The sequence below is a fragment of the Pseudorhizobium endolithicum genome (assembly GCF_902153245.2).
In the GTDB taxonomy this organism is placed as follows: domain Bacteria; phylum Pseudomonadota; class Alphaproteobacteria; order Rhizobiales; family Rhizobiaceae; genus Neorhizobium; species Neorhizobium endolithicum.
This window is the reverse complement of the sequence record NZ_CABFWF030000013.1, coordinates 197242-209698: the sequence shown is the minus strand read 5'-3', so window position 1 is coordinate 209698 and position 12457 is coordinate 197242. Positions and strand designations below refer to the sequence as shown.

Genomic DNA, 12457 nt, shown 5'->3' with positions numbered 1-12457 from the left:
CCACCATCATTTCTCCCGTGTGACAGACATCTCGCCGAAGATCCGCGCGACTTCGGCCTGCAGCGAGGGTTCGGGCGTGGCGCCGGTCAGCGGCGGCTTGTCCGCCGGTCGCGGCGCAAGCGCCTCGCGCTCGCGGGCCGCAAGATTGCTCGCCATCTCCTCTTCCAGGATCCGCTCGAAATCGCTGCCGAGAGCAACCGGTGCCTCGGCCTGGGGTGCCGCGGGCTCCGGGGACTGTCTCGGCACCGGGACGGCAGGCCCCTGAAGGACCCTGTGGCGCGCTGCATCGAGGATGTCGGCGGCCTCTTCCAGGACCGGCTCACGCCGGATCGGCTGGGCAGACGAGGCGTAGGGAGCCGAGGTGGTGTCGGGGGCTGACGTCGGGGGTGGGGAGGGAGACCGTCCGCGCGGCGCCTCGGGGGCAAGGACGGGGGCGACAACGGGCGCCTCGACCGCTACGACGGATGCAGCGGGCGCCGCATGCCCGGTGGGGGGCGTTTCCACCACCGGCCGCAGCGGCTCGCGACGTATCTCCGGTGCCGGACGGGGAGCGGCCCGTGGGGCGACCGCAGGCGCCTCCGCCGGCAGGGCCGGGGGCTCCGTCGCGGGTAGGGGAGAGCGGCGCTCGGCGGAAATACCGCTCTCGATGACGATATCCGTCGGACCGCCGATCATGATGAGATGTTCGGTATCGTCCCGCCGGACCAGCACGAGCCTCCGCCTGGTATCGACGGCGGCGGCATCGAGAACCTGAAGCCGCGGCTGTCTATTCTTGCCGCCGCGCACGAAGGGCGAGGGGCCGGAACGGCCGCGGACCAGCCAGAGCACGCCAGCCAGGCAGGCGAGGCCGATCGCCACGCCCACGACGGCGACCAGCAGCCGGCCTCCATAGGCGCCCATGAATTCCTCGATCATCGCACTACTCCTTGCCTGTCTCGGCGAATTAGAGGCGGACTTTCTACCGGAGCGCAAGCATGCTGTTGCCACATCCACGGACGGGGCTGCTCTATCCCGGCTTTTCTGCCTGCTCGCGCTTTTGGCTTCATCCACAACTTGCTAAGAGAGAATCGCGGCAATCTGCCGGAAGTTCCATGGCGTGCGCCGACCGGCGGCCAAGAGTGTGAGGGGTTGATGACGAAGTTGCAGCAAGGCGGCAACTACGAGGTGCCACTGGTCGAGCGGAGCGGCCGCACCGGTACCATCATCCGGATCCTTCTGCTCGCCCTGGTGCTGATCGGCGCTTCCGCAGCCTTCGTCCTGTTCCAGGGCGCGCTCGACAACGAGATCGTTCTGGGCATCCTGGGCATTCTTGCGATGGTCGGGATATTCTTCCTCGTGTCGTCCGTGATCGGTTTCATCGAGGTAATGCCGCAGTCGCGCTCCGACACCCTTGCGCGCGGCTTCATCGCCAACCACCCCGACGGCATCCTGGTGACGGACGCCAAGGGGCGGACTGTCTATGCTAATGCCGCCTATGGCAGGCTCACCGGCGCCGCCAATACGAGCGCCGTGCAGCCGCTCGAGCCGCTCCTGGCGCGCCATCGCGAATCCAGCGAGGCTCTGTACCGGCTGGTCAACGGCTTGCGCGAGGGGCGCGAAGGGCACGAGGAGTTCCGGCTCCCCCAGCCGCTCGGCCGTGCCACCGGCAACGGATCCGGCGCGCACTGGTATCGCCTCAAGGCGCGCTACCTGCGCGAAAGCGAAGGCAAGGGAAGCCAGTACGACATCTGGCAGATCACCGACATCACCTCGGAGCGCGACGACCAGGAACGCTTCTTCCGCGAGTTGCAGAATGCCATCGACTACCTGGATCATGCGCCGGCCGGGTTCTTTTCGGCCGGCCGCAAGGGGGAGATATTCTACATCAACGCCACGCTGGCCGAGTGGCTGGGCATCGACCTGACCAAGTTCGTGCCGCGTTCGCTCTCCATTGCCGACCTTGTGGCCGGCGAAGGCATGGCTCTCATCCAGTCGGTGCAGGCGGCGCCGGGGCTGCAGCGCACCGAGACCCTGGATCTCGACCTGCGGCGCACCAACGGCCAGAGCGTGCCTGTCCGGCTGCTGCACTGCGTCACCTCGATGCGGGACGGCGCGCCGGGCGAAAGCCGGACGATCGTGCTGGCGCGCCAACCTGGTGCGGAAGGCGACCAGTCGGCCTCGGCGATGCGTTTCACCCGCTTCTTCAACAACACGCCCATGGCGATTGCGTCCGTCGACGGAAACGGCAAGATCCTGCGCATCAATGCCCCCTTCCTGCGGCTGTTCGCCGGGGTCGTATCACGCGATGACGTCGATGCCGGTGCCCATCTCGAGGCGATCATTCATGAAGGGGCTCGCCAGCCGCTGATGGATGCGCTCGCTGCCGCCAAGGACAAGCAGGGGGATATCGCGCCGATCGACTGCCGTTACCCCGGCGACGAGAGCCGCTATATCCGCTTCTACGTCAATGCGGTGATCGACGAGAGCGACGAGGCCCCGGAAGAGGTCGCGATCGTCTATGCCGTCGAGACGACGGAGCAGAAGGCGCTTGAGACCCAGATGGCGCAGACCCAGAAGATGAACGCGGTGGGAACGCTGGCAGGCGGCATCGCGCACGACTTCAACAACGTGCTGACGGCCATCCTGCTCTCGTCGGACCATCTGCTGCTCCAGGCCCGGCCCTCCGATGCGAGCTTTGCCGACCTGATGGAGATCAAGCGCAATGCCAACCGTGCCGCGGTGCTGGTGCGGCAGCTCCTCGCCTTCTCGCGCAAGCAGACGATGCGTCCGGCGGTCCTCAACCTGACCGACGTCGTGGGCGATCTTCGGATGCTGGTCGACCGGCTGATCTCCGGCACCAATGTGAAGCTTGAGGTGGATTACGGTCGGGATCTGTGGCCGGTGCGAACCGACCTGTCGCAGTTCGAGCAGGTACTGATCAACCTTTGCGTCAATGCCCGCGACGCGATGCCCGAGGGCGGCCGGATTCTCCTCAAGACGCGCAATGTGACGGCGGAGGAAACGACGCAGTATCCGCAGGCGGACCTTCCCGTCGAGGATTTCGTCATGATCGAGGTCTCCGATACGGGAACGGGTATCCCGCCGGAGATCATGGACAAGATCTTCGAGCCGTTCTTCACCACCAAGGAAGTGGGCAAGGGCACCGGTCTCGGACTTTCCATGGTCTACGGCATCGTCAAGCAGTCGGGCGGATACATCTATCCGGAATCCGAGATCGGGCAGGGGACCAGCTTCCGCATCTTCCTGCCGCGGCATGTCGCCGAGGTGCAGGCGCCGGCGGCCGAGGCTCCGTCGGCGAATGGCGAGGCGTCCGCGCCTGAGACGCCCGCCGTACCGGCGCGGGAGCCGGTGGACCTTACGGGAAACTCCGCGGTCGTTCTGCTCGTCGAGGACGAGGAGGCCGTACGCCGGGGCGGCAAACGGATGCTGGAGACGCGCGGCTACACCGTTCACGAAGCCGGATCGGGGGTAGAGGCACTCGAGATCATGGACGAACTCGAAGGGAAGGTCGACATCGTCGTATCCGACGTGGTGATGCCGGAAATGGACGGGCCCACGCTTCTGGGGGAACTGCGCAAGAAATACCCCGACCTGAAGTTCATCTTCGTTTCAGGCTATGCGGAGGACGCCTTCGCCCGCAACCTGCCGGAAGACGCGAAGTTCGGCTTCCTGCCCAAGCCGTTCTCGCTCAAGCAGTTGGCGGTCGCTGTCCGCGAGATGCTCGACGGCTAACGGAGAGCGGGTTGCAGAGCGGGGCCGGGTCCGACCTCAGCCCCGTCGGGCGACGAGAATTCCCGCGAGTACCACTGCTCCGCCCAACGCCTGCAACGGATTGACCGCTTCTGCCAGGATCCACCAGGCCAGGATGGCGGCCACGACTGGTTGCAGGAGAAGGGTGAGCGACGAGAAGGCGGCCGGCAGATAGGCAAGCGCATAGGTGATCGCGACCTGGCCGCCGGCATGGCTGATGAAGGCGAGCCCCGCAACGATACCCCACCCATACAGGCTGTGCGGCAGGATGTTCCCCTCGAAGTAGAGGGCGAACGGCAGGATCGCGAGCGCTGCCGAGGCCGAACTCCAGATCATGATGCGGTTCGTTCCGAACCGGCTGCGCAGGCGGCCGATGGCGAGGATATAGCAGGCATAGAAGACGGCGGCGAAGGTTGCGATGGCGTCGCCGAGCAGCTCACCGTCTCCCAAGGCCGCAGGGCCGCCCTTGAGGGTCACGACGCCCGCGATTGCCAGCGCCAGGCCGAGGAGGAATATCCGCGAGACTGCGGTCCTGAAGACAAGCCAGCCGATCAGCGTGACGAAGACGGGTGCGAGGTTCGCGAGCAATGTCGCGTTCGCCACCGACGTCATGTGCAGGGAGAGATGCCAGGCCACGAGATCGATCGCCAATGCCAGGCCGGGGAGGATCAAAAGAACATAGTCCCGCAAGCCGGCGGGAGCGGCTTCGTCATGGTTCCTTGCTATTCCGCTCCAGAGCGACAGGGGAATGAGGGCAAGGGCGAGCCGCCAGAAGCCGGTTGCGACCGGTCCCACCTCCGACAGCCTGACGAAGATCGGGGAGGCTCCGATGGCGATGCCTCCCAGGACCAGGCAGGCCAGTGCCATGCGTTGCTCCCGCATCGGAGCGGCGGCGGAAAGGATCGGCACGGACATCTGCTCCCGGAGGTTGAAGGTCGGAATCACCGCGCCGCGAGCGCGACGGCGATCCGGGCCGCAAGGGCTGCATTGTTCTCCACCAGGGCAATGTTGGTCCTGAGGCTGCGCCCGGAGGTCTGGTGGAAGATGTGATCAAGCAGGAAGGGGGTGACCGCCTTGGCGGCAATACCGTTGTCGGCGGCTGCCTGCAACGCGATGCCGATATACTCCTCCATCTCCTCCCGCGGGATTTCGGCGGCTGCCGGTACCGGATTGGCGACCAGCATGCCGCCTTCCACGCCGAGTGCCTGCCGGGCCTGCTGAAAGGCAGCGATCTGCTCCGGCCGATCCAGCCGAAGCGGGCTCGGCAGGCCGGAGGAGCGCGACCAGAAGGCCGGGAACTCGTCTGCGCCGCAGGTGACGACGGGCACGCCGCGGGTCTCCAGAACCTCAAGGGTCTTGGGGATGTCGAGAATGGCCTTGGCCCCGGCACAGACGACGATGACGCCGGTCTTGCCGAGCTCCTCGATATCTGCGGAGATGTCGAAGCTCTCCTCCGCGCCGCGATGGACACCGCCGATACCGCCGGTCGCGAAGACGCGGATCGCCGCAAGGGAGGCGGCCATCATCGTTGCCGCCACGGTGGTCGCCCCGGTGCGGCCGAGAGCAATGGCAAATGCGAGATCGGCCCGCGAAAGCTTCATGACGTCGCGAGCCTGAGCCAGATCCTCCAGTTCCTGCGGCTCCAGTCCGACATGCAGCACGCCGCCGATCACGGCTATCGTCGCGGGCACGGCGCCTCCACGCCGGATGATTTCTTCGACGCTGCGGGCCATTTCCAGATTGCCTGGATAGGGCATGCCATGCGTGATGATGGTGGATTCGAGCGCGACCAGCGGCAGGCCGTCTTTCCGGGCGGCAGCAACCTCCTTGGAATAAACGATCGGAACATGGGGGGTCGACGTTGTCATGATGATCTCCGGGTGTGTTCAGGTTACCGCTGCTGGGGAAACGACGCGTGCCGCCGCGCTTCGCAGAAGGTCCCGATCGAGTTCGGGAGCGACAGCATAGGGCGATGCGAGCGTGATGCGGGAGGCAGCGACGCCAGACACCAGGGCATCCGGCAGCGGGCAGCCGTGCAGCAGGGCGTCGAGCGTGCCTGCCGCGAGCGCGTCGCCGGCGCCGGTGACATCGGATATGTCACTAACGGGGGGCGGTTGCAAAGCGAAAGTCTCGTCGCCGGCGAATGCGACGATCTGGCCGGCACCGCTGGTCACGACGCCGCTTTCGAGGCCGAGGGGACGCAACAGGTCGGGCCAGCTTAGATCTGCCTCAGGCGAGGGGCCGGCAAGCACAAGGGCCTCGGCAGTATTCATGAACAGGCAATCCACGCAGGGAAGGGCGTCGCGGAAGCGGATCACCTTCGCCGGGGAGATCGCAATCCCGGCAACAGGTACGCCGTGCCGCCGCGCCTCGGCGGCAAGCGCGGCGAGCGTGGCGGCGGGAAGATTGCCGTCGCAGACGATGAGGTCGGCGCGGCCAATGGCTTCCCGCAGCGAACGCACCCGCAGCCGCCGCGGCGTGAACAGGTCGTATAGAGCCATATCCGCAAGCGCGATGACGAGATTGCCGTCCCCTTCGAGGATGGCGGTGTAGCTGGGAGTGGCCCGGTCCAGGAAGACAAAGGGTCGATCTTCGATACCGGCTTCGAGCGCCGCGGTGGCGACTTTCTCACCGGCCGCATCGCCGCCGCGCGGCGACACGAGTTCCACGACGTGTCCGAGGCGGGCGAGGTTGCGCGCAACGTTGAAGGCTCCGCCGCCGACATCCTCGCGCCACGATCCCGGATTGCTCGCCCCGGCGGTCGTCTCGCCCGCAATTCTTCCCCGGCGATCCAGATGGGCGCCCCCGAGCACAAGAATCCGCTTCTTCATGACAGGTGAATCCCAGCGGCGATTCGCCCGCAGCGGCCCCGTCGGAGGGCTCCGGCGGATGCGGGGCCGCAGGCTGCACCCGTAGCCGGAACAATCCGGAAACATGCGCTGAAAGAAGCAGTTCTTACAGGCAGATGGCGGGGGATTGCCATTATGGAACAAAACGTGTACATGAGCGATATCGGCTGCTTCGTTGCCTGCGCGGCGTCAATAACCTAAAGGTGGATCAGATGGCACAAAATTCTTTGCGGCTCGTAGAGGACAAAACAGTGGACAAGAGCAAGGCGCTGGACGCAGCACTGTCGCAGATCGAACGATCCTTCGGCAAGGGGTCGATCATGAAGCTCGGCTCCAACGAAAACGTTGTGGAGATCGAAACGGTTTCCACCGGATCGCTGGGTCTGGATATAGCACTCGGCGTTGGTGGACTCCCGAAGGGCAGGATCATCGAGATCTACGGGCCGGAAAGCTCGGGGAAGACGACGCTCGCGCTGCAGACGATCGCAGAATCGCAGAAGAAAGGCGGGATCTGCGCGTTCGTGGATGCCGAACATGCACTCGATCCGGTCTATGCGCGGAAGCTGGGCGTCGATCTCGAAAACCTGCTGATCTCCCAGCCGGACACGGGCGAGCAGGCGCTCGAGATCACTGATACGCTGGTGCGCTCGGGGGCGATCGACGTCCTGGTGGTCGACTCGGTTGCGGCATTGACGCCGCGGGCGGAAATCGAAGGCGAGATGGGCGACAGCCTTCCCGGCCTGCAGGCCCGCCTGATGAGCCAGGCGCTGCGCAAGCTGACCGCCTCGATCTCGCGTTCGAACTGCATGGTCATCTTCATCAACCAGATCCGCATGAAGATCGGCGTGATGTTCGGCTCGCCGGAAACGACGACGGGCGGCAATGCGCTGAAGTTCTACGCCTCGGTCCGGCTCGACATCCGGCGCATCGGTTCCGTCAAGGAGCGCGAGGAGGTCGTCGGCAACCAGACGCGTGTGAAGGTCGTCAAGAACAAGATGGCGCCGCCCTTCAAGCAGGTCGAGTTCGACATCATGTACGGCGAAGGCGTCTCGAAGACCGGCGAACTGATCGACCTCGGTGTCAAGGCAGGCATTGTCGAGAAGTCCGGCGCCTGGTTCTCCTACAACAGCCAGAGGCTGGGACAGGGCCGCGAGAACGCCAAGACCTTCCTGCGCGACAATCCGGAACTGGCGCGCGAGATCGAGATCGCGCTGCGCCAGAACGCCGGCCTGATCGCCGAACGTTTCCTTGAAAACGGAGGCCCGGATGCGGGTAACGACGGAGACGGTGGCGGCGACTTTTGATCCGCCCATTCCGTTCCGATGAATTTCCGCCGGCCGCCATCTCCAAAGATGTGCGGCCGGTTCCGCGTTTGGCTGGACAGTGTCCGGTGCGGGCGATAAAAGCCACTGGTTTCAAGTGACGGACCGCATCCGGCGGAAAAAAGGGCGTAGCATGAGCGGCGTAAGTGACATCCGGTCGACCTTCCTCGACTATTTCCGAAAGAACGGACACGAGGTGGTGTCGTCGAGCCCGCTGGTGCCGCGCAACGACCCGACGCTGATGTTCACCAATGCCGGAATGGTGCAGTTCAAGAACGTCTTCACCGGACTGGAAAGCCGACCCTATTCGACGGCCACCACGTCGCAGAAATGCGTTCGTGCCGGAGGCAAGCACAACGACCTCGACAATGTCGGCTATACCGCCCGGCACCTGACCTTTTTCGAAATGCTCGGCAATTTCTCGTTCGGCGACTATTTCAAGGAGCGGGCGATCGAGTTGGCCTGGAAGCTGGTCACGGAAGGTTTCGACCTGCCGAAGCACCGCTTGCTGGTCACCGTCTATGCCGAGGATGACGAGGCCGCGGCGCTCTGGAAGAAGATTGCCGGCTTCTCCGACGACAAGATCATCCGAATCCCCACTTCCGACAACTTCTGGCAGATGGGGGACACCGGTCCCTGCGGTCCGTGTTCGGAGATCTTCATCGATCAGGGCGAGCATGTCTGGGGTGGACCTCCCGGCTCGGCGGAAGAGGATGGCGACCGGTTCCTCGAATTCTGGAACCTCGTCTTCATGCAGTTCGACCAGACGGCGCCCGGCGAGCGCACGGTCCTGCCGCGGCCGTCGATCGACACGGGCATGGGCCTGGAGCGCATGGCCTGCATTCTGCAGGGCGTCCAGAGCGTCTTCGAAACGGACCTGTTCCGCTCGCTGATTGCAGCGACCGAAGAGGTGATCGGCGCCAAGGCCGAGGGGGATCAGGCCGCTAGCTTCCGCGTCATCGCCGACCATCTGCGCTCCTCCGCCTTCCTGATCGCCGACGGCGTGTTGCCATCGAACGAGGGCCGCGGATACGTCCTGCGCCGCATCATGCGCCGGGCCATGCGCCACATGCAGCTTCTGGGCGCCCGCGAGCCGCTGATGTACAAGCTCCTGCCGACGCTGGTGCAGGAGATGGGCCGCGCCTATCCGGAACTTATCCGGGCCGAGGCGCTAACCTCCGAAACGCTGAAACTCGAGGAGACCCGCTTCCGCAAGACGCTCGACCGCGGGCTGACCCTGCTTTCGGAAGCGACGGCGGATCTCGGCAAGGGCGACAGCATGGACGGGGAAACCGCGTTCAAGCTCTACGACACCTACGGTTTCCCGCTCGACCTGACGCAGGACGCGCTGCGCGCCCGCGGCATCGGCGTCGACATCACCGGCTTCAACGACGCCATGCAGCGGCAGAAGGCCGAGGCGCGCGCCAATTGGGCAGGCTCCGGCGACAAGGCGACCGAAACGATCTGGTTCGAACTGAAGGAAAAGTACGGCGCGACCGAATTCCTGGGCTATGACGCGGAGACGGCCGAAGGCGTCGTCCAGGCGATCGTTCGCGACGGCAGCGCGGTCGAGGCGGCCTCGGCCGGCGACACCGTGCAGGTCGTCGTGAACCAGACGCCGTTCTATGGCGAGTCCGGCGGCCAGATGGGCGACACTGGGGTCATCTCCAGCGACAATGCGCGGCTTGAGGTTACGGATACGCAGAAGAAGGGCGAGGGGCTTTTCGTCCATAGCGCCAGGGTTACGTCCGGCACGCTGAGGACGGGCGAGGCGGTGACGCTCGCCGTCGACCATGCCCGCCGTTCGCAGCTGCGCTCCAACCATTCGGCCACGCACCTGCTGCACGAGGCCTTGCGCGAGGTTCTCGGCACGCATGTCGCCCAGAAGGGATCGCTGGTGGCGCCGGAGCGGCTGCGCTTCGACATCTCCCATCCGAAGCCGATGAACGCGGAGGAAGTTCGCCGCGTCGAGGAGATTGCGAATGCCATTATCCTCCAGAACGCGCCGGTGACCACGCGGCTGATGAGCGTGGACGACGCCATCGCGGAAGGTGCGATGGCGCTGTTCGGCGAGAAATACGGCGACGAGGTCCGGGTCGTATCGATGGGAACCGCGATCGACGGCGAAAAGGCAGGCAAGCCCTATTCCATCGAACTCTGCGGCGGCACCCACGTGAATGCAACGGGGGATATCGGCCTGGTGCGGGTGGTCTCGGAAAGTGCGGTCGGCGCGGGCGTTCGGCGGATAGAGGCCGTGACAGGTGCGCAGGCACGCGCCTATCTCGCGGAGCAGGACGAGCGGATCAAGGCGCTGGCGGCGACCCTCAAGGTCCAGCCGACCGATGTGGTGTCTCGCGTCGAGGCGCTGATCGAGGAGCGGCGCAAGCTGGAGCGCGAACTGGCGGAGACGAAGCGGCGGCTTGCCATGGGTGGAAACCACGGCACCGGCGCGGAGGAAGTCCGCGAGGTGGCGGGAACGAAGTATCTCGGCAAGGTTCTGCAAGGGATCGACGCAAAGGATCTGAAGGGTCTCGCCGATGAGGGCAAGGCAAGCCTCGGTTCCGGTGTCGTCACCCTGATCGGGGTCTCGGCAGACGGCAAGGCCAGCGCAGTGGTGGCCGTCACGCCGGACCTCACGGCTCGCTTCAGTGCTGTCGATCTCGTCCGCATCGCGTCTGCCGCGCTTGGCGGCAAGGGTGGTGGCGGACGCCCCGACATGGCCCAGGCGGGCGGGCCGGACGGTTCAAAGGCCGGCGAGGCGGTGGAAGCGGTGGCAGCGGCGCTCGGCGGCTGATCGGCGCTTCCTGTAAGGTGGATACGAGATGGGATCGGCTGTTCCAATCGAGGACGATCCGGACGCGGAAGGCGACGGGCAGCTTCCCTCGCTCTTTTCCCATGCACCGCGCTCCGTGAGCTTCAACAAGCTGAGGAAACGCCTGCTGCGGCAGGTGCGCCAGGCGCTCGAAGACTTCGAGATGCTGAAGGGCCAGCGTCGCTGGCTGGTGGGGCTGTCCGGAGGCAAGGATTCCTACTCGCTCCTCGCAATCCTGATGGACCTGCAGTGGCGGGGGCTCCTGCCGGTGGAACTCGTCGCCTGCAATCTCGACCAGGGACAGCCCAATTTTCCGAAGCATATTCTCCCGGACTACCTGTCGTCGATCGGGGTGAGGCACCGGATCGAATATCGCGACACCTATTCGATCGTGACGGAGAAGGTGCCGCAGGGCGCAACCTATTGCTCGCTCTGTTCGCGGTTGCGCCGCGGCAACCTGTACCGCATCGCCCGCGAGGAAGGATGCGACGCGCTGGTGCTCGGGCATCACCGGGAAGACATTCTTGAAACCTTCTTCATGAACCTCTTCCACGGAGGCCGGCTCGCCGGAATGCCCCCGAAACTGCTCAACGACGAGGGGGACCTCATGGTGCTGCGGCCGCTTGCCTATTGCGCCGAGGACGACATCGCGAAATTCGCGTCCGCCATGGCCTTTCCCATCATTCCCTGCGACCTCTGCGGCTCCCAGGACGGGCTGCAGCGGAACGCGATGAAGGCGATGCTGGCCGATATCGAGGCACGCATGCCCGGCCGCAAGGATACGATGCTGCGGGCGCTGTCGCACGCAAACCCTTCCCATCTCCTCGACCCGAAACTCTTCGATTTCTCCGGCCTCGCCGCCACGCCCCGATCCTGAGCAGGAATCCCATGACCACTCCTATCGATATCTCCAGGCTCGCCGACTGCCTGCGCCTTGCAGCAAAGACGGAAATCCTTCCACGCTTCCGTAACCTCGGAACCGATGACGTCCGCGCGAAAAGCGAGCCGACCGACCTGGTGACGGAAGCGGATGAGGCGGCGGAGCGGATGATTCGGCGGGAGGTTGCCGCAATCGCGCCGGACGCCCTGTTCATCGGCGAAGAATCGGTGGCGGCGGACCCCGGGCTTGTGGGCAGGCTGGCGTCTGCCGACCTGGCCGTGGTGGTGGATCCGATCGACGGAACCTTCAATTTCGCGTCAGGAATACCGGCCTACGGCGTGATGGCCTCCGTCGTCTGGAAGGGAGAGACCGTCGCCGGGATCATCTACGATCCCATGGGAGACGACTGGGTGGTCGCCGAGAAGGGCAGCGGGGCGTATCTGCGCAAGGCGAGCGGCGACCAGCGCCTGACAGTGGCCGTCCCAACCAGCATCTCCGAAATGGTCGGCATGGCATCGGCCGGCTACTTCTTCGGCGAGATGCGCGAGCGGGTTCTCGGCAATCTCGCCAAGGTGCGCTTCGTCGCAAGCTACCGCTGTGCCGCGCACGAATACCGGACCTTCGGCGGCGGGCATGTGCATTTCATCATGTACAACAAGCTCATGCCCTGGGATCACCTTGCCGGCACGCTGATCGCCCAGGAAGCCGGAGGGTATGTCGCCCGCTTCGACGGCTCCGCCTATCTTCCCCATCACCTGGAAGGCGGATTGCTGGCGGCAACAGACAAGGACAGCTGGGAGATGCTGCGCCGAGAAATCCTGGAAATCTGACAAGGGGCCGGGCG

9 protein-coding genes are annotated in these 12457 nt (G+C 65.2%); 5 read left to right on the top strand and 4 right to left on the bottom strand.

Annotation, left to right across the window (positions count from 1 at the left end):
• Positions 1–6: 6 nt before the first annotated feature.
• Positions 7–915 (bottom strand): flagellar biosynthetic protein FliO, encoded by a 909-nt coding sequence (locus tag RTCK_RS14160; RefSeq protein ID WP_142593274.1) that lies wholly within the window; start codon positions 913–915, stop codon positions 7–9.
• A gap of 216 nt (positions 916–1131) precedes the next feature.
• On the opposite strand from RTCK_RS14160, the gene cckA reads away from it, so the two are divergent.
• Positions 1132–3732 (top strand): cell cycle histidine kinase CckA, encoded by a 2601-nt coding sequence (cckA, locus tag RTCK_RS14155; RefSeq protein WP_142593273.1) that lies wholly within the window; start codon positions 1132–1134, stop codon positions 3730–3732.
• Positions 3733–3768: 36 nt separating this feature from the next.
• On the opposite strand, the gene RTCK_RS14150 is transcribed toward cckA, so the two are convergent.
• Genes RTCK_RS14150 through RTCK_RS14140 form a run of 3 tightly spaced genes read right to left on the bottom strand, consistent with a single transcriptional unit; the run spans position 3769 to position 6581 of the window.
• Entirely contained in the window at positions 3769–4665 is an 897-nt protein-coding gene (locus RTCK_RS14150; RefSeq protein WP_142593272.1) for a DMT family transporter, read from the bottom strand.
• 26 nt (positions 4666–4691) lie between these two features.
• A complete protein-coding gene (locus tag RTCK_RS14145; RefSeq protein WP_142593271.1) occupies positions 4692–5618 on the bottom strand; it encodes a pseudouridine-5'-phosphate glycosidase in 927 nt (308 codons plus the stop codon).
• Positions 5619–5636: 18 nt separating this feature from the next.
• The gene (locus tag RTCK_RS14140; RefSeq protein WP_142520593.1) at positions 5637–6581 is read right to left on the bottom strand and encodes a carbohydrate kinase family protein; all 945 of its coding nucleotides are present in this window, start codon (positions 6579–6581) and stop codon (positions 5637–5639) included.
• Between the two features lie 230 nt (positions 6582–6811).
• On the opposite strand from RTCK_RS14140, the gene recA reads away from it, so the two are divergent.
• The 4 genes from recA to RTCK_RS14120 all read left to right on the top strand — a co-directional run bounded on the left by recA (position 6812) and on the right by RTCK_RS14120 (position 12443).
• Positions 6812–7903, top strand: a complete 1092-nt coding sequence (gene recA, locus RTCK_RS14135) for a recombinase RecA (protein WP_142593270.1) — start codon at positions 6812–6814, stop codon at positions 7901–7903.
• A gap of 151 nt (positions 7904–8054) precedes the next feature.
• The gene (gene alaS, locus RTCK_RS14130; RefSeq protein ID WP_142593269.1) at positions 8055–10715 is read left to right on the top strand and encodes an alanine--tRNA ligase; all 2661 of its coding nucleotides are present in this window, start codon (positions 8055–8057) and stop codon (positions 10713–10715) included.
• A 28-nt stretch (positions 10716–10743) separates the two neighbouring features.
• Positions 10744–11610, top strand: coding sequence for a tRNA 2-thiocytidine(32) synthetase TtcA (gene ttcA / locus RTCK_RS14125; protein ID WP_142593268.1), 867 nt, complete (start codon positions 10744–10746; stop codon positions 11608–11610).
• A gap of 11 nt (positions 11611–11621) precedes the next feature.
• Positions 11622–12443, top strand: a complete 822-nt coding sequence (locus RTCK_RS14120; protein ID WP_142593267.1) for an inositol monophosphatase family protein — start codon at positions 11622–11624, stop codon at positions 12441–12443.
• The last annotated feature ends 14 nt before the right edge of the window (positions 12444–12457 follow it).